Origin of the sequence: Paramylibacter kogurei, from assembly GCF_002742285.1 — a bacterium.
Taxonomy (GTDB): Bacteria; Pseudomonadota; Alphaproteobacteria; order Rhodobacterales; family Rhodobacteraceae; genus Amylibacter; species Amylibacter kogurei.
Window position 1 is genome coordinate 521,497 of record NZ_MDGM01000012.1, and the last position, 17,347, is coordinate 538,843.

The window sequence follows — 17,347 nt, forward strand, 5'->3', positions numbered from 1 at the left end:
GATGAGCTTGGGGCCAAGCCCCAAGCGATGCCATTTGCACCAAAAAGTGCAAATGGTTTTGGATATTTTTACAAAATGGAATTAGGCGAGTTGCCCATCCGCAGTCACCTGTGTTTTGCCGCCCAAATAGGGGTGCAATACGTCGGGCATGGTGATGGAACCATCGGCGTTTTGGCCATTTTCCAAAACCGCAATCAAGCAGCGCCCAACCGCAAGGCCAGAACCGTTTAGCGTGTGCACGAATTCGGGCTTTTTCTCGCCCTCGCGTTTGAACCGTGCATTCATGCGCCGTGCTTGGAAATCGCCGCAAACAGAACACGAGCTGATTTCGCGATAGGTGTTTTGGCCAGGCAACCACACCTCGATATCATGGGTGCGCTGGGCGCCAAATCCCATATCACCCGTGCAAAGAACCACGGTGCGATAGGCCAGATTGAGTTTTTCCAAAATACCTTCTGCGCATTTGGTCATGCGATCCAACTCTGCGCGGGAATCTTCGGGTTTTGTGACCGAAACCATTTCGACCTTTTCGAACTGGTGCTGGCGCAACATGCCCGATGTATCGCGCCCTGCTGATCCTGCCTCGGAGCGGAAACACAAGCTATGCGCGGTGTAGCGACGGGGCAGGTAATCCTCTGAAATCATTGATCCTGCGACAATATTTGTGAGTGTCACCTCTGATGTTGGCACCAACCACCAACCGTTTGTGGTTTGATAACTATCTTCGGCGAACTTGGGCAATTGGCCTGTGCCAAGCATGGCTTCGTCGCGCACGAGCACTGGGGCGTTAACTTCTGTTAATCCGTTTTCTGATGTGTGGGTATCAAGCATGAATTGCGCCAATGCGCGGTGGATGCGTGCGATTGCACCGCTGAGCAGAACAAATCGTGCGCCGCTGAGCTTGGCCGCTGTTTCGAAATCCATACCGGGCATGACGCCTGTGATTTCAAAGTGTTCTTTGGCGTCGAAATCAAATGCTGGCGGGGTGCCCCATTTGTGAATTTCGACGTTATCATTTTCATCCGCACCCTCTGGCACATCGTCATGTGGGCTGTTTGGCAGGGCCATCAGAATGTCGTTTAATTTGGCATCTTCTACCTTTGCCTGTTCTTCGAGATCGGCAATTTCTGCTTTCTTTTCAGCAACTAAGGCGCGAAGGCGTTCAAATTCTGCATCGTCACCCTTGGCCTTGGCAGCACCCACATTTTTAGAGGCCGCATTGCGATCGGCTAGGGCGGCTTCGGCGGCGGTGATTTTGGCGCGACGTGATTCATCAATGGCCAAAATTTCAGAGGACATCGGGGCCACACCACGTTTGGCCAAAGCGGCGTCAAAGGCAGATGGGTTTTCGCGAATTGCGCGGATATCGTGCATGGGTTTGTCCCTGAATTGAAGTTTCGAATTGGGGGCGTGATACACCAAACCCATCGGATGGTTAAGCCCAAATATCGCCCCAAAACCAGCGTGGGACAACTGGCGGACATGCGTGGGACAAGTGTCGGACAACTGTATGGCGCCAACGCAGGACACAGATTTGGCCAAACACTCACGGTTTTGCGATGTTTGCGCGGTTATGCTTGCCAATATCCCATGCCGCCTATAGTAATCGTGCGACTGAAATTTCACGGGTGTTTTGCACCCAAAAACACGAGGGTTTTAAATGTTTGTTTCTCCTGCTTATGCACAGGCTGCGGGTGCACCGGGTGGTGCGTTAGGGTCTTTTATTCCGTTGATCCTGATTTTTGCGATCATGTATTTTTTGATGATCCGCCCACAACAACAGAAAATCAAACAGCATCGTGCGATGGTGGATGCATTGCGCAAGGGTGATCAGATTGTGACATCTGGTGGTATCATCGGCAAAGTGACCAAGGTAGGCAGCGACAATGAAATCGAAGTTGAAATCGCAACCGGTGTTAAAGTGCGCGTTGTACAGCACACGGTGCAAACGGTTTTGAACAAAACCGAGCCAGCGAAATCTGCAAAAACAGAAAAAACCGTTAAAAAATAATCACACTCATACAGGCGCAAGTTCATGCTCCAATTTTCTCTCTGGAAAAAGATCGTTATCTGGGGGCTGTGTGCTCTTGGTATTTTATTGGCAATTCCAAACGGGTTTTACGACCGCGTTGAACAAAGCAATGATGCCAATGTGGTGTTAAGCGGTGGATTGGCCGCAAACCCAGAAATCGGTGCGATGAGCGGGGCAGAGCTGGAAACGGTGGCGGATCAGTGGCCATCGTGGATGCCATCGTCATTGGTGAACCTTGGGCTTGATTTGCGCGGTGGTGCGCATTTGTTGGCTGCGGTGCAGGTTGGCGATGTTTACGCCACACGCATGGATGATTATTGGCAACAAGTATTGGGTGAATTGCGCGGCGAGCGTGCCACGATTGGCACCATTCGCCGTGTGGACGCCGCAGATGGTGAATTGCGCGTGCGCATATCCAAGCCAGAACAAATGGAACGTGCGTTGGAATTGGTGCGTGGATTGGCCAGCCCGATTGTAACCCTGTCTGGTGCCGGTTCCAATGATATCGAGGCACGTGCCGATGGTGATGTGATCGTCATTACGATGTCAGAGGCCGAGATTTTGGCCACCAATGATCGCACCATGGCGCAATCATTGGAAATCGTGCGTCGCCGCGTGGACGAAGCAGGCACACGCGAGCCGATTATCCAACGCCAAGGCGAAGATCGCATTTTGATCCAAGTCCCCGGTATCGGTAGCGCGGAAGAATTGAAATCCCTGATCGGGAAAACCGCGAAATTGACATTCCACCCCGTGGCAGGGCGCACATCGGATGAAAATACCCGATTGCAAGCACGTCAAATTTTGTTGCCTGCGGGTGATGAGCAGGGCGTGTTTTACATTTTGGATAAAACGCCCGTCATTACGGGTGATCATTTGGTAGATGCATCCGCACAGTTTGATCAAAATAATCGCCCAGCAGTTGGATTTCGTTTGAATACCACAGGTGGTAAGATTTTTGGCGAATATACCGCCAATAATATTGGCCAACCCTTTGCGATTGTATTGGATGAAGAGGTCGTAAGCGCCCCGACCATTCAATCACATATTTCAGGTGGTTCAGGCATTATCACCGGTAATTTTAGCGTTGAAGAAACCACAAACCTGTCCATTCAATTGCGTGCAGGTGCGTTACCTGCGGGGCTAACGTATCTAGAAGAGCGCACCATTGGGCCAGAGCTGGGCCAAGATAGCATTGATGCGGGCGCGTTGGCCTGTATGGTTGCCTTTGGCGCGGTGCTGGTTTTCATGTTCCTCAGCTATGGTTTGTTTGGATTGTTTGCCAATGTGGCCTTGATCATCAACGTGGCCTTGATTTTCGGCCTGTTATCCGCAATTGGCGCGACGTTAACCTTGCCCGGTATTGCGGGGATCGTTTTGACGATTGGTATGGCGGTGGATGCCAATGTGTTGGTGTTCGAACGTATCCGCGAAGAATTAAAAGCCGCCAAAGGCCCCGCACGTGCGATCGAGCTGGGTTATGAACGTGCGTTTAGTGCGATTATTGACGCCAATATCACCACATTGATCGCCGCAATCATCCTGTTTGTGATGGGCAGCGGCCCAGTGCGCGGATTTGCCGTCACACTTGGACTTGGTATCGTGACATCGGTGTTCACCGCGATTTGGGTGACACGCTTGATTATTTCAACATGGCTTGCGCATAAGCGGCCAAAAACAATCGACGTTTAAGGGGCGAAAACCATGCGTTTAAAACTGATCCCATCCGAAACAAATTTTGATTTCTTTCGCTTTTCGCCGATTACATTGGGTGCATCTGCGCTGGCGATGATCGTGTCGATCTTTCTGTTCTTTTCTATGGGGTTGAACTACGGCATTGATTTCAAAGGTGGTACAACCATTCGCACGGATTCCACCCATGCCGTTGATGTTGCGCAATATCGCGCGGCGTTGGATGCGTTGAATTTGGGCGATATTTCAGTGACCGAAGTATTCGATCCGACCAAGCCTGACCAACATGTTGCACAGGTACGTTTCGAAGCCCAAGAGGGTGACGAGGCAGTGACAACCGAAACCATTACGGCGGTAAAGGCAGCATTGAATGCCATCGACCCTGATATGACATTCCCACAGGTGGACAGTGTTGGCCCACAGGTATCTGGCGAATTGGTGAAAACCGCAATCATTGCGGTGTTATTATCCGTAGGCGCGGTGTTGTTTTACATCTGGCTGCGGTTTGAATGGCAATTTTCATTGGGTGCGGTGGCCGCTTTGGTGCATGATATTGTGCTGACAATTGGGGTGTTTTCGCTATTTCAAATGAGCTTTGATTTGAACATCATTGCGGCCTTGTTGACCATTGTTGGGTATTCATTGAACGATACGGTTGTTGTATTTGACCGTGTGCGTGAAAACCTTCGCAAATACAAGAAACGCCCATTGGTCGAGGTTTTGAACCTGTCGATCAATGAAACGCTGAGCCGTACGGTAATGACATCTGTCACCACATTGATCGCATTGATCAGCCTGTTTGTGCTGGGCGGTGATGTGATCCACGGTTTTGTTTTTGCGATGATTTGGGGCGTAGTGGTTGGGACATATTCATCTGTATTTGTCGCTTCTGCTATTTTGCTTCGCTTGGGTGTGAAGCGCGATTGGGAAAAACAAGACGGAGCCGCAGGCACGCAATTCGCCAATATCGACGCGTAATATGGAATTGATCCAGCAGGCATTGCAAATTGACGGGCTTTGGCTGTTGGTTTTTGCGGTGAGCCTTGCTGGATTGGTGCGTGGGTTTGCGGGGTTTGGCACGGCGATGGTGTTTATGCCCATCGCCGCACAGGTGGTGGAACCGATCACCGCCATTATCATGTTGCTGGTTTTTGATCTGTTTGGACCGCTGGCGCTGTTGCCCCGTGCTTGGCATGATGGTGAACCACGTGATGTGGGGTTGTTGGGGCTGGGCGCGATTATCGGGTTGCCGTTTGGCGTGTACCTATTGACCCAGCTTGACCCCGTTGTGTTTCGCTGGATGGTGTCATGTTTGGCGTTAATGATGCTGGTGCTGTTGATTAGCGGCTGGCGGTATCGCAATCCGTTGAACGCAATCATGACATCAATTGTGGGGGTGATCAGCGGATTTTTATGCGGCATTGCCGCGCTGCCAGGACCGCCGGTGATATTGTCATATATGTCCAGCCCACGCGCACCTGCGATGGTGCGGGGCAATACGATATTATATCTGTTTCTTGTGGATATCATGACCTTTGTCGTGTTCGCGATCAAAGGGTTGTTAACCATTGTGCCCATGGTCATCGGCGTGATCCTTGCGGTGCCATATGGCATTGGCGGGCTGGTGGGGCAGTGGATTTTCAATCCTGACAAGGAACATATCTATCGCCGTGTGGCCTATGCCATTATTGGGATCAGTGCCCTTGCAGGCATGCCAATTTGGGATTAGGCAGGGGGTATGCAGTTAAAAGAAATCACATATGACGGCCAGCCACCGATTGATTCATACGGGCCTGGCTTTTTCCGTGTCGAAGATAAAATCCATGACGGCCATTTATTGATGCTGCCAACGGGCGTGTTTCAATGGGGCGGGTTTGACGATTTGGAAAAAATCATCGCAGCAATTGATGCATTGGATGTGATTTTCATCGGGACGGGCGCAGATATGGCGCAAATTCCAGCCGCTGCGCGCGCGATATTTGAAAAAAACGCCGTACCATTCGAAGTGATGGCAAGCCCATCCGCAAGCCGCACATATAATATCCTGTTGTCCGAAGGGCGGCGCGTGGGGGCGGCGTTGATCGCGGTCTAATCCCAAAGGATGACGCAAATTTACGCGCCAAAGAATTATTTACCACTGTAATTGCATGGCAGATACGCTATAGCTGAAACAGAAATTACCACCCTAACGAAAGAGGCATAACATGGCTTTTGAACTTCCTGATCTACCTTATGCGCATGATGCGTTGGCCGCTGGCGGCATGTCTGCGGAAACATTGGAATTCCACCACGATCTGCACCACAAGGCATATGTGGACAATGGCAATAAATTGATTGCCGGCACCGAATGGGATGGCAAATCCTTGGAAGAGATTATCGTTGGCACATATGATGCAAAATCTGTGGCGCAAAATGGTATTTTCAACAACATCAGCCAGTTGTGGAACCACAACGAATTTTGGAAAATGATGGGCCCAACAGGGCGCAAAATGCCATCCGAATTGGAAGCGGCGATCAAAGACAGCTTTGGTTCTGTTGAAGATTTCAAAACAGCCTTTGGCGCAGCGGGTGCTGGTCAATTTGGTTCAGGCTGGTGCTGGTTGGTGAAAAATGCCGATGGCGGTTTGGAAGTAACCAAAACCGAAAACGGCGTGAACCCATTATGCTTTGGTCAAACGGCATTGTTGGGCTGTGATGTTTGGGAACATTCATATTACATTGATTTCCGCAACAAGCGTCCCGTTTATTTGTCAAACTTCCTCGACAATCTTGTTGATTGGGAAAATGTAGCGAGCCGTCTGGCAGCCGCATAAACCAAACCGAATAATTGGACGGCCCAAGAATCGAAGTGATTCTTGGGCCGTTTTCATTTGTGCTCTGCACCATTTGGCAACCAATGGTTGTGCGGCAAGTGGATTTAAAGAAGAAAACACAAAATTTGTGCAAAGTTGCGAAATTTGTGCAGAAAATTCGCATGATTTTCTTGACTCTGAACGCTGTTACCGCGACGTTACGTTCAAACGCTAAACAACGGGAGGACTAGACCTTGGTCTAGGTTGTTGGGCAAAGACCCTGCAGAGAAATCTGCGGGGTTTCTTTTTGCAAAAATGAACAAGGATTCGGATATGCGCGACAGCACAAAAGGTGTGATTGCGATGGTTTTGGCCTGTACGATCTGGGGTCTGTCCGCGCTGTATTATCGCCAAATCGCACATGTCCCACCGTTAGAGGTGTTAAGCCATCGCACGATCTGGTCTGCGTTGTTGTTATTGCTGTTCATCGGGATCAAAGGGCGGTTGCATGAATTGCGCGCATTATTGCGCGATGGGCGTGCGATGGCGTTGGTTGTGCTGGCGGCGGTGATGATTTCAATCAACTGGTTTGTGTTCATCTATTCCGTACAGGTTGGCAAATTGGCCGAGAGCAGCCTTGGTTATTACATATTCCCATTGATCGCTGTTGTGCTGGGTTATCTGTTCTTGGGTGAACGATTGTCACACCGACAATGGTTTGCGGTGGCATTGGCGTTTATCGCGGTTAGTTTGCTGACCTATGGTTTGGGCGTGGCACCGTGGATTTCATTGATCCTTGGCGGCACGTTTGGATTATACGGGTTGATCAAAAAACCATTGGCAGCGGGGCCAACCATTACCGTATTGGGCGAGGTGGTATTGCTATCACCATTGGCCGCGATCTGGATTTGGGGTGCGCATACACAAGGTTGGATTGGCATTGTTGATCGCCCCGGTGGATTTTTTGGCAACGGCATTGATACGTTTTGGTTGATCTTTGCAGGGCCAATGACGGCGGGGCCGCTGGTTTTGATGGCCTATGCGATGAAACGGCTCAGCCTTGCGAGCGTTGGGTTGGTGCAATATGTCAATCCGACAATCCAGTTTTTATTGGCAACGGTTATATTCATGGAACCGTTCACCAATTGGCACCTGATCGCATTTGCGTTGATTTGGATTGGGCTTGCGATTTATTCCATAGAAAGCTGGCGCAATCAGGATAAAACCTGATTAAGCACGCGCATTGCGGCGGGAACTGATTCACATATCGTGAAAAAGTCGCGGTTATGCGGGGCGACAAATCCGTTTTCGATCTGATGATCAATCATTGTCACCATCGGATCCCAATACCCATCGATATTCAAAATCACACAGTGTTTTTCATGCAATCCCAATTGGCGCCACGTCAGTAATTCGAAAAACTCATCCAGCGATCCAAGCCCGCCCGGTAACAGGACAAAAGCATCTGAATTCATCACCATCACCTTTTTGCGTTCATGCATATTTTCGGTGATGATAAAATGGGTCAGATCACGTTTGCCCACCTCTTGGTCCAATAAATGCACAGGGATCACGCCAAACGTTTGCCCGCCCGCCGATTGCGCAGCATTGGCCACAGCCCCCATAAGCCCCACATCACCTGCACCATAAACAAGACGCAAATCTGCATCTGCCAATGCGCGTCCCAGATCAATTGCGGATTGTTGAAAACTATCCTGTTTGCCCATGCGCGAGCCGCAATAAACACATACGGATTTGATTAAATTTTGGGTCATTGGAAAAACCTTTGTGAAAAAACTAGGGAGAATGTGTTTTTTGGCATTATAGTTGGGTGAAATCGAATGTCACGTGGGGGTCACATGAACGACGAAATTAATTCAGTATCACACAAGGGAAAATATGGTGTGTTGATCGCCGCACTGGTGCTGCTTGCGGTGATTGTTTGGCTGGTGCAATCCTTGATCCCCAAACCAGTGATTGATGTTGTCGATGATGTGGTGACACCCCAGACCCCTGATAATTCAGCATCTGTTGACGAAGCGCCAAAACCCGTCGAATTGGCGCAACCCGACGCGCCGAAATTTGATGTGGTACGTGTGGATGAAACGGGGGGTGCGGTGATTGCGGGGCGCGGCGAACCATCCACAACCGTCACAATCACAGGGAACGGTCAGGAAATCGGCCAAGCCGAGGTTGGTGCAGATGGTAATTTCGTCGCCCTATTGGATGTGCCAGCAGGGGATGAACCCACCGCTTTGCGGCTCCAATCCCAAACGGGTGATACCACGTCGGAAGACAGTTTTCTGGTAATGCCCATTGCACCTGAATCAAATGCAACACCGATGATTGTTGGCACACAGGATGGTCAGGTGATCACAACCCCATCCCATGTGGTGGATCAATCCCAACCCCCCAGTGTTGTCAGCGAAATCACGTTGGATACAATTGATTATGCCGCCACGGGCGATGTTGTATTCTCAGGGCGTGGCGTTGCCGATAATTCTGTGCGGGTCTATGTGAATAACGAACCCCAGCAAGTTGGACAAATTGACAATGGGCGTTGGTCTGTTGCGCTGCCTGATGTGGACGAGGGGATATATACGGTTCGCATCGATTCCATTTCACAAACGGGTCAAGTGACATCACGCGTTGAAAGCCCGTTTAAACGCGAAATCCCAGATGGGGATATATTAAGCGATAGCGTGACCATTCAACCTGGGTTTACGCTTTGGGCTTTGGCAAAGCAAAAATACGGGGCGGGGATGCGATTTGTGCAAATCTTTGATGCCAATCGCGACTCGATCAAAGACCCCGATTTGATTTATCCAGGACAAGTGTTCACATTACCGAACTAGGCTCTGGTCATTCTGTGCATCGGGGCGTAGTTTCCCGTCAGGCACGATGAATGAAGGAAATTTCCCTTGCGCAGATCCACCCACACAGAACAATCCGTTGACCGTAAACAAGCCGTAAATGTCGTTCAAAAAGTATTGCCATATCTGTGGCCTGAACAACATTCATGGGTAAAGGTTCGCGTTGTTTTGGCTATGATTTCTCTGGTCTTGGCCAAGGTCGTTTCGGTTGCCACCCCGTTTTTCTATAAAGGTGCGGTTGATGCATTGGCGCCAGAAAATGGTGAACCAAACACGGTGTTTATGCTTACGGCAGGTGCGGTGGGTTTAACCGTTGCATATGGTGTGCTGCGTCTGATGTCGGTTGGGTTTAACCAATTGCGTGATGTGATTTTTGCACGCGTTGGGCAACGGGCGTTGCGCCAATTGGCGCTGGAAACATTTCAGCATATGCATCGCTTAAGCCTACGTTACCATATCACGCGTAAAACGGGCGGGCTCAGCCGTATTATTGAACGCGGGGTCAAGGGCGTTGAATTCCTGTTGCGATTCATGCTGTTTTCCATTGGCCCGTTGATTTTGGAATTGTTGTTCATCGCAGGCATTTTGTTTTTCGTCTTTGATGTTTGGTATTTGGCGGTGGTGGTTGTCACCATCGGGATTTACATTTGGTTTACCTTTGCCGTCACCGAATGGCGCGTCAAAATTCGCAAGGAAATGAACGACCAAGACACAGACGCCAATCAAAAAGCGATTGATAGTCTGCTTAATTTTGAAACCGTGAAATATTTCGGTGCCGAAGAACGCGAAGCGATGCGTTATGACGAAAGCATGCGTGGATACGAGGCGGCGGCGTTGAAAACCAACTATTCCCTCGCATTTCTGAATTTCGGGCAATCGCTCTTTATTACAGTTGGTTTGGTTGGTGTGATGGTGATGGCGGCGTTTGGCGTGCAGCGTGGCGATTTGACCGTGGGCGATTTCGTGATGGTCAATGCGTATATGATCCAGATCACCATGCCGTTGAATTTCCTTGGCACAGTGTATCGCGAAATTCGCCAAGCATTGGTCGATATGTCCGAAATGTTCGAACTGTTGGAACAACCAGCCGAAGTGGTGGATAAACCAAACGCCAAATCATTGCGCGTATCTGGTGGCCAAATTGAGTTTGACGGGATTGATTTTGGCTATAACGCCGATCGTCAAATTTTGGATGATCTCAACATCACGGTTGAGGCGGGCAAAACATTGGCTGTTGTCGGACCATCTGGTTCGGGAAAATCCACCATCGGGCGGTTGTTATTCCGTTTTTACGATGTTGACGGGGGCGGGGTGAAAATTGACGGCCAAGACATTCGTGATGTGACGCAATCAAGCCTGCATATGATGCTGGGGATTGTGCCACAGGATACGGTGCTGTTTAATGATACAATCGGGTATAACATCGCCTATGGTCGTGATGGGGCAAGCCAGAATGAAATCGTTGCCGCCGCTAAATCCGCCAAAATCCATGATTTTGTCATGAGCCTTCCAGATGGATATCAAACCACCGTGGGCGAACGGGGTTTGAAATTATCGGGCGGTGAAAAGCAACGCGTGGGCATTGCGCGCACCTTGCTGAAAGATCCGCCAATTCTGGTACTGGACGAGGCGACATCAGCGCTGGATACCGAGACCGAGCGCGATATCCAAGAATCCCTGCGCGGGCTTGGCCGAGGACGCACCGTGATCACCATCGCGCATCGTCTGTCCACCGTGGTGGATGCCGATGAAATTGTGGTGCTGGAGGCTGGCAAAGTTTCCGAGCGTGGCACACATGATGACCTGTTGGCGCAAAACGGGCGTTACGCACAGATGTGGCAAAACCAAATAGCAGAGGAAGAAGAGCAGGGCGTTGCTTGATAAATAGCTGTCCACAGCAAGCAAAGATGGCCTTGGGGAATACTATTTATTTTACTCTAGAGTTTTGCGAAATTCGGATGGGGTGCAATTGGCAAATTTTAGAAAAGCGCGGTTGAATGCGCTCAGCGATTGATAGCCACATTCGCCTGAAATTTGAATAATTGATAAATCGCCTTCGGCCAAAAGTTGCACACCGTGGATCATGCGAAGTTGAGTTACAAGCTGTGACCATGTGATCCCAAGATTTTGTGAAAATCGACGCTGTATCGTTCGTTCAGATTGATTTGTTGCACGCGCAACGTCTTGTGCTGTGATTTTTTTGGATAAGTGTGCGTCGGAAAAATCTATTGCTTTTTGCAGCACGGGATCGTGCGAAAATGGGCGTTTAATATCAATCGCGCTGTTCGCGAGTGCCGCACAAGCGTTTAAAAGCGCTTGAAAGAAATTTTCAGCCTCGGGCGGATGATCGTTATCTTTTCCCCATTCTTTGCAATGTTGCACCATGTGGCGTGTCATTGGTGACATTTGAAATGCAATAGGGGTGTTGGGCATCAAAGTGCAAAACCCAGGTCTTGCAAGGATGGAACAGGCCGTGACTGGTTTTGAGATTTCAACCAACATTGGTGTATTTGCCGGAACCCATGCCGCAAAAGATGGGGCAAGCAGCCAGCTTTCCCCATTGATTGTGACGCGAAGCGCCCCTGTTTTTGCGTAAATCAGATAATCACGATCAAAACAGGCCCGTGTGGCGGGGCGCGGTTCCAATGATTGGAAAAAACAATAACTCGCGGGTTCCGTATTCGTCATATATTATTGTTTATCAATTTCAGCCACTGTCGTCACGGGCGCCGATGTCATCTTGGGGCGTAATCCTGCACCTAATCGCGCGAATGTTTCGCTGGCACGATAAACATCAAATTGTTTCATTGTTTCCCAATGTTGAATGATCGCAATGCCGTCATTTGATGGTTTGCAATATATTTCATAATGCGCGCAGCCAGACATCTTGCGTACGGTCTGCGCCTGATCGGTGAAAAGCCCGATTGCTGAGTTGATGTCTTTTGCTGCAAAGCTGGCTTCTACGGTGATGAGTTTCATGGGTTGATCCTTTCTTAGATGAATGGATCATGATGTAATCTGGATTTGCGTTCCAATGTACGTTCGCCAATAATGCGCCCCAACCCGCCAATATTTGGGGGGGTAGCTTTTGGCGAAAGTCGATTTTTACTTTATTCCGCTGCGTTCAGCTTGGTAACGTTTCCATCATCCACGTTGTCATCATCCCATGACACGGTGCCAAGCGATGCTTTTTTCGTGGATCTTTGCAATGTTCGATCGCGGCCAACGCGGCTGTTGCGCCCAGCGGTTAATGTGCCAAGCCATGCAGATGAATTATAAACACCTTTGTTAAACCAAACACGCAATGCCAAGAGGGACGGTGTGACGACCAAGGTTAAAACCGTGGCGAGCCCAAGGCCAAAAACCACCGCCGTGGATAGCTGTTTCCACCATAGCGCAGTGGGCGCATCTATCGTGTAACCACCATTATAAAAATCAATCGACAGCCCCAAAACCATGGGCGTAAGACCCGCAATGGTGGTGACTGTGGTCAGGAAAACGGGGCGAATGCGATCTTGTGCGGTTCGCGTAATCGCCGTGATTTTTGGCATATATGCGGCGTATTCTTGATAGGTATCAATCAAGACGATGTTGTTATTCACCACAATTCCCGCAAGCGCGACAATCCCTGTACCGGTCATGATAATCGAAAACGGTTGATCCATGACCAGCATCCCAATCAACACACCTGTGGTTGACAGGATCACCGCCAATAGCACCAGAATAGAATTATAAACGCTGTTAAATTGCGCAAGCAAAATCACAAACATTAGGCCAAGTGCGCCAATGAAAGCTTGGCTTAAAAATGCTTGGCTTTCTTCTTGTTCGGCTTGATCGCCTTTCCATTCGTAATCAATGCCAGCGGGAAGGGGATTTTCCGTTTCCAACCAAGTTGTAAGTTTTGCGATTTCTTCATTTGCATTGGCGCCATCAATCACGTCGGCCTTAATGTCGAAATATCGTTTTGAATCGACACGATCAATTTGACCCAGCTTTTGCACGGGTTCCAATGTGATGAAATTTGAAATCGGGATCAGACCGCTGGATGTGCGCACACGCAATGTTTCCAGCGTTGAAATAAGCCGATCCTTTTCTGGCAACCGCACGCGAATGTCGATTTCATCATCGGAAGTATCCACACGCATGGTTCCGAGCTGTAAGCCACGTGTAACCAGTTGCACCATTGCGCCGACTTGGGCCACATCGGCCTGATAGCGGCCCGCTTTTTCAACATCGACGTTGATTTTCCAATCAATGCCTGGGAGGGGGCGTGAATCTTCGATTTTGATCGCGGTATCGGTGTTTTCGAATTTTGCGCGTACCGTTGCGGCGGCGTCCAGCAAATCTTGCCAATCTTGCCCTTTGACGCGCAGTGCCAGTGGTTTGCCCGATGCAGGCCCCATTTCAAGCACCAAAATTTCGGCCTGAACACCTGGAATTTGCGCGATACGATTTGTGATATCGTCGATGATTTCAGTGCCCGTTGGGCCAGACAGGCGGGTATCCCATTCGGTAAGTTCGACTTGAACCTGTCCCACAGTGTCAAGCGGAGCCTGTGCGCCACCGGTGTTGTTGTTCAAACCACCTTCGCCAGCGAATGCAAAAACGTTTTTGATCCCTTCGGTGCCTTGCATTAATTCCTCGACTTGTTGCACCAATGCGTCTTTTTCTGGCAGTGAAAAATTCCCGCGCGCACGTACATATACGATGGCGTTTTCAGGCTGGGTTTCTACGAAAAATTCAACACCTTTGTTATTTTCGCCAAAATAGCCAAAGACCGAAATGACGAAAAATATCGTCGCACCCAGTGTCACCACGGGCATGATGGGATTGCCGACGATGAAATGAATGAAATGTCCAAACCAATTGCGCTGATAACCACCCTTGATCGGTTTTTCACGCGCCCCATGGCGAAGCGCATGACCAAGCGTTGAAACACCAACACAGCCTGCGATAAAGAATATCGCACCTGGCAAAATGTTTCCGCTAAGGAGTGTCATCAAACCAAACACCAAAAGACAGGCCGCCCCGATCAAGAGTGCAAAGCGGATTGTCCAATGGAATTTTGTCCGCAGCCAGCGGGCACCATTGCCAACACCACGTGAAAAACGCCCCGCAACGCCGCCAATAACAGGCAGATAAACCAGTGCCACTAAAAGAGATGCGGATAAAACATAGATCAATGTAACGGGCAGCATTCCCATAAATTCACCCGGCACACCTGGCCAAAAGAGCATGGGCAAAAATGCACAAAGCGTTGTCGCCGTGGATGAAACAATCGGCCAAAACATGCGTTTGGCGGCCATGCCATATGCTTTCATCGGGCCGACGCCCTCGTTAATTTTTTTGTCGGCATATTCCACCACCACGATGGCGCCATCCACCAGCATACCAACCGCAAGGATCAAGCCGAACATCACGATATTTGAAATCGCAATGCCCGTTGTGCCCATGATGGCAAAGGCGAGCAGGAATGATGTAGGAATGGCAAAACCAACCAACAAAGCAGAGCGCACACCAAGAGCCGCCAAAATCACAATCATCACCAGTGCGATCGCGGTAAAGACAGATGATTCAAGCTGGCTGACCATGCCGCCAACCTGAATGGATTGGTCTGTGGAATAATTGATCGCAATCGCATCGCGCAATTCTTGGGGCCATTCATCAACCGCGGCGGCGACTTCTTGTTTTACCAATCCCACCGTTTCGATCAGATTGACACCTTTGCGTTTTACGACCTGTAGTGCGACGGTGCTGTTGCCGTTAAACCGTGCCGTTCCAGCACGATCTTCAAAGGTCAGTCGAATATCGGCCAAATCACCCAGCGTGATAACGCGATCACCATTCACCTTGACGGGCAAGGAATAAACATCCTGAGGCTCGTCAAAGGATGACGGGATTTTAAAGCTAAACGCGCCTGTTTTGGTTTCCAATTCACCCGCTGCGATCAACAGGTTGTTATTGTTCACAACGCTGATCAATTCGCTGGCGGTGACGTTATATGCCTCTAGCTTGAGCGGATCGATCAGAACCTCAAGCATTTCATCGCGATGCCCTGCAAGACCGGCCTCTAACACGCCTGACATGGCTTCGATGCGATCTTGCAGATCTGTTGCCACGCGCAACATGGTGCGTTCGGGAATATCACCAGATAGCGATACAACAACAATGGGAAATTCGGAAAAATTGATTTCGTTGATTGTGTATTGATCCGCGCCATCGGGAAAATCGGCTTCGGCTTGATTAACCTTGTCGCGCACATCGGCAATGACCGCGGATTTATCCCAGCCAAATTCGAATTCAAGCGCAACCCCGCCATAACCTTCGGCGGCGGTGCCTGAAATGGTTTTTAAACCATCCAATCCCTTAAGCTTGCTTTCAAGCGGTTTGACCAACAGCTTTTCGGAATCTTGTGCGGAAATGCCGGGGAAGGGGACAGAAACGAACAAGGCCGGGATATCGATATCCGGTTCGCCCTCTTTTGGAAGCCCCGTATAGGCCAGAATACCCGCGCCAAGTGACAAAAGCACAAGCGCAACAATCATACGCGCACGTTCAATGGCCCAATCAATAATCCCCGTCATGATTTGTCGCCTTTATAAGTCACCTCTACTGGCGTGCCAGTGACAACATATTCATGACCCAACACAATTACGTCGATATTTTCTGGCAACCCTGTCACCCAGATACCATCTGGCGTGTCGCGGATCATTTGAACCGGCATGAATTGGGCGCGCCCATCAACAGCGGCGCGAATGCCAAAGCGCCCATCGCCATCCAGCGTCATTGCTGATTGCGGTAACAAATGCCCCTTTGTGCCATCAAGGCCAATATAGATATCCGCCGTGGATCCATCACGCATTTTCAGCAATGGGTTTGGAACGGTGGTTTCCACCAAAAATGTGCGTGTAATTTGATCGGCAGAGCGTGAAATATAGGTTACTTGCCCTTGCACCTGTTCACCCGTGATCAGGCTGGCCAATGCGGGCGCGCCGACTGCGATTTTGGCAACCTGTTGTTCGGTGGCATAACCTGTCAATTTAATTGGATCGAGCGCGATCACCGTGGCACAGGTTGATCCCGCTTGCAATAAATCACCAAATTCGGCGGCGTCAGATTCCAATAATCCAGAAAACGGAGCCGTAATTTGCAAATGCGCGATATCGTCTTGGGCGCGGATCACTGCGGCCTGTGCGGCCTCCAATGCCGCTTTGCGGCTGATCACTTGGGTTTCAGATGCAAAGCCTTTTTTAACCAAATCTTCGCTTGTTTTGCTGTTGTTTTGCGCCTCGGCAAGGCGTGCTTGTGCTTCTGCCAATGCGGATGCTTTGGTGCCTGGGTCCAATTCACAGAGCAATTCACCCTGTTCAACCAATGTCCCCTTGCGCAGCGGCTGTGAAACAACCGTACCAGAAGTTTCGGATTTCACTTCGACAAATTTGAATGCGGTGGTTTCACCGCGCAGTAAAATACCGCTGGTCACATCCTGTGCCGTGGATTTCATTGCCAATACGGAAATTTTCCCCGAAGTCTGTGTTGCAGGTGTATCTGTTTTGGTTTCCAGCGCGGATTTCGCATTTTCAACGGCCGCGTTTGCCGCATCGCGTTTCGCACGTGCCGCTTCAAATTCGCTTAATGCGATGGCGGCCTCTTCTTCAGCAATTTTTAACGCTTCTTCTTGGGCGCTGCGTTGTTCTTGTGCGGTGCCGCGTGCCAATTCCATGACAAAATCACGTTTCATAATTAAGAAAAAAGTCGCAACACATACCAGAATTGCGGCGATGATTGATGAAATTTTCATAATAGACCCGTGCGTTGTGAATTTGTAACGAAGTTAACTTACGTTTTTTGCAAAATTTCAGCCATAAGTTGTAGCTGTTAGCAATGCTTACTTTTATATGACTTTTGCAATATATCAACTATGTATCTGTGACCGTTGTGGTTTAGAGTCGCAATGA

Annotated in this window: 15 protein-coding genes; 9 read left to right on the plus strand and 6 right to left on the minus strand. The window is 49.6% G+C overall.

Annotation, left to right across the window (positions count from 1 at the left end):
• Positions 1–81: 81 nt before the first annotated feature.
• Entirely contained in the window at positions 82–1,374 is a 1,293-nt protein-coding gene (serS, locus tag BFP76_RS08080) for a serine--tRNA ligase (RefSeq protein WP_099594002.1), read from the minus strand.
• 286 nt (positions 1,375–1,660) lie between these two features.
• On the opposite strand from serS, the gene yajC reads away from it, so the two are divergent.
• The 7 genes from yajC to rarD all read left to right on the plus strand — a co-directional run bounded on the left by yajC (position 1,661) and on the right by rarD (position 7,746).
• On the plus strand, positions 1,661–2,011 hold the full coding sequence (gene yajC, locus BFP76_RS08085; RefSeq protein ID WP_099592681.1) for a preprotein translocase subunit YajC: 351 nt from the start codon (positions 1,661–1,663) through the stop codon (positions 2,009–2,011).
• A 24-nt stretch (positions 2,012–2,035) separates the two neighbouring features.
• Positions 2,036–3,724, plus strand: a complete 1,689-nt coding sequence (gene secD, locus BFP76_RS08090) for a protein translocase subunit SecD (RefSeq protein ID WP_099592682.1) — start codon at positions 2,036–2,038, stop codon at positions 3,722–3,724.
• Positions 3,725–3,736: 12 nt separating this feature from the next.
• Positions 3,737–4,702, plus strand: a complete 966-nt coding sequence (secF, locus tag BFP76_RS08095; protein WP_099592683.1) for a protein translocase subunit SecF — start codon at positions 3,737–3,739, stop codon at positions 4,700–4,702.
• Between the two features lies 1 nt (position 4,703).
• Positions 4,704–5,453: a sulfite exporter TauE/SafE family protein gene (locus BFP76_RS08100; protein ID WP_099592684.1), complete on the plus strand. Its 750-nt coding sequence runs from the start codon at positions 4,704–4,706 to the stop codon at positions 5,451–5,453.
• A 9-nt stretch (positions 5,454–5,462) separates the two neighbouring features.
• Positions 5,463–5,816: an Mth938-like domain-containing protein gene (locus tag BFP76_RS08105; RefSeq protein ID WP_099592685.1), complete on the plus strand. Its 354-nt coding sequence runs from the start codon at positions 5,463–5,465 to the stop codon at positions 5,814–5,816.
• A gap of 112 nt (positions 5,817–5,928) precedes the next feature.
• Positions 5,929–6,537 carry a superoxide dismutase gene (locus tag BFP76_RS08110; RefSeq protein ID WP_099592686.1) on the plus strand — a complete coding sequence of 203 codons (609 nt, stop codon included), beginning with the start codon at positions 5,929–5,931 and terminating at the stop codon, positions 6,535–6,537.
• 312 nt (positions 6,538–6,849) lie between these two features.
• Entirely contained in the window at positions 6,850–7,746 is an 897-nt protein-coding gene (gene rarD / locus BFP76_RS08115; RefSeq protein ID WP_099594004.1) for an EamA family transporter RarD, read from the plus strand.
• On the opposite strand, the gene BFP76_RS08120 is transcribed toward rarD, so the two are convergent.
• Positions 7,731–8,291, minus strand: a complete 561-nt coding sequence (locus tag BFP76_RS08120) for an LOG family protein (protein WP_099592687.1) — start codon at positions 8,289–8,291, stop codon at positions 7,731–7,733. The two genes, rarD and BFP76_RS08120, sit on opposite strands and share 16 nt — an antisense overlap.
• Before the next feature lie 84 nt (positions 8,292–8,375).
• On the opposite strand from BFP76_RS08120, the gene BFP76_RS08125 reads away from it, so the two are divergent.
• Complete coding sequence (locus BFP76_RS08125; protein WP_099592688.1) at positions 8,376–9,371, plus strand: Ig-like domain-containing protein; 996 nt, start codon at positions 8,376–8,378, stop codon at positions 9,369–9,371.
• Between the two features lie 66 nt (positions 9,372–9,437).
• Positions 9,438–11,270, plus strand: a complete 1,833-nt coding sequence (locus tag BFP76_RS08130) for an ABCB family ABC transporter ATP-binding protein/permease (protein ID WP_099592689.1) — start codon at positions 9,438–9,440, stop codon at positions 11,268–11,270.
• Between the two features lie 51 nt (positions 11,271–11,321).
• Here the strand turns inward: BFP76_RS08130 and BFP76_RS08135 are convergent, their stop codons facing one another.
• The 4 genes from BFP76_RS08135 to BFP76_RS08150 form a co-directional block, all read right to left on the minus strand.
• Positions 11,322–12,077, minus strand: coding sequence for a helix-turn-helix domain-containing protein (locus BFP76_RS08135; protein ID WP_099592690.1), 756 nt, complete (start codon positions 12,075–12,077; stop codon positions 11,322–11,324).
• A gap of 3 nt (positions 12,078–12,080) precedes the next feature.
• Positions 12,081–12,368, minus strand: coding sequence for a putative quinol monooxygenase (locus tag BFP76_RS08140; protein WP_099592691.1), 288 nt, complete (start codon positions 12,366–12,368; stop codon positions 12,081–12,083).
• 131 nt (positions 12,369–12,499) lie between these two features.
• Positions 12,500–15,973 (minus strand): efflux RND transporter permease subunit, encoded by a 3,474-nt coding sequence (locus BFP76_RS08145; protein WP_099592692.1) that lies wholly within the window; start codon positions 15,971–15,973, stop codon positions 12,500–12,502.
• The gene (locus BFP76_RS08150; RefSeq protein WP_099592693.1) at positions 15,970–17,190 is read right to left on the minus strand and encodes an efflux RND transporter periplasmic adaptor subunit; all 1,221 of its coding nucleotides are present in this window, start codon (positions 17,188–17,190) and stop codon (positions 15,970–15,972) included. The genes BFP76_RS08145 and BFP76_RS08150 overlap by 4 nt, the downstream gene beginning before the upstream one ends.
• Between the last annotated feature and the right edge of the window lie 157 nt (positions 17,191–17,347).

What these genes read in the sequence shown, in the direction of transcription:
- BFP76_RS08150 (WP_099592693.1), bottom strand. Translation starts at nt 17,190, where the DNA reads ATGAAAATTTCATCAATCATCGCCGCAATTCTGGTATGTGTTGCGACT.
- serS (WP_099594002.1), bottom strand. Translation starts at nt 1,374, where the DNA reads ATGCACGATATCCGCGCAATTCGCGAAAACCCATCTGCCTTTGACGCC.
- BFP76_RS08140 (WP_099592691.1), bottom strand. Translation starts at nt 12,368, where the DNA reads ATGAAACTCATCACCGTAGAAGCCAGCTTTGCAGCAAAAGACATCAAC.
- secD (WP_099592682.1), top strand. Translation starts at nt 2,036, where the DNA reads ATGCTCCAATTTTCTCTCTGGAAAAAGATCGTTATCTGGGGGCTGTGT.
- BFP76_RS08105 (WP_099592685.1), top strand. Translation starts at nt 5,463, where the DNA reads ATGCAGTTAAAAGAAATCACATATGACGGCCAGCCACCGATTGATTCA.
- BFP76_RS08110 (WP_099592686.1), top strand. Translation starts at nt 5,929, where the DNA reads ATGGCTTTTGAACTTCCTGATCTACCTTATGCGCATGATGCGTTGGCC.
- BFP76_RS08125 (WP_099592688.1), top strand. Translation starts at nt 8,376, where the DNA reads ATGAACGACGAAATTAATTCAGTATCACACAAGGGAAAATATGGTGTG.
- BFP76_RS08100 (WP_099592684.1), top strand. Translation starts at nt 4,704, where the DNA reads ATGGAATTGATCCAGCAGGCATTGCAAATTGACGGGCTTTGGCTGTTG.
- BFP76_RS08120 (WP_099592687.1), bottom strand. Translation starts at nt 8,291, where the DNA reads ATGACCCAAAATTTAATCAAATCCGTATGTGTTTATTGCGGCTCGCGC.
- secF (WP_099592683.1), top strand. Translation starts at nt 3,737, where the DNA reads ATGCGTTTAAAACTGATCCCATCCGAAACAAATTTTGATTTCTTTCGC.
- BFP76_RS08135 (WP_099592690.1), bottom strand. Translation starts at nt 12,077, where the DNA reads ATGACGAATACGGAACCCGCGAGTTATTGTTTTTTCCAATCATTGGAA.
- yajC (WP_099592681.1), top strand. Translation starts at nt 1,661, where the DNA reads ATGTTTGTTTCTCCTGCTTATGCACAGGCTGCGGGTGCACCGGGTGGT.
- rarD (WP_099594004.1), top strand. Translation starts at nt 6,850, where the DNA reads ATGCGCGACAGCACAAAAGGTGTGATTGCGATGGTTTTGGCCTGTACG.
- BFP76_RS08145 (WP_099592692.1), bottom strand. Translation starts at nt 15,973, where the DNA reads ATGACGGGGATTATTGATTGGGCCATTGAACGTGCGCGTATGATTGTT.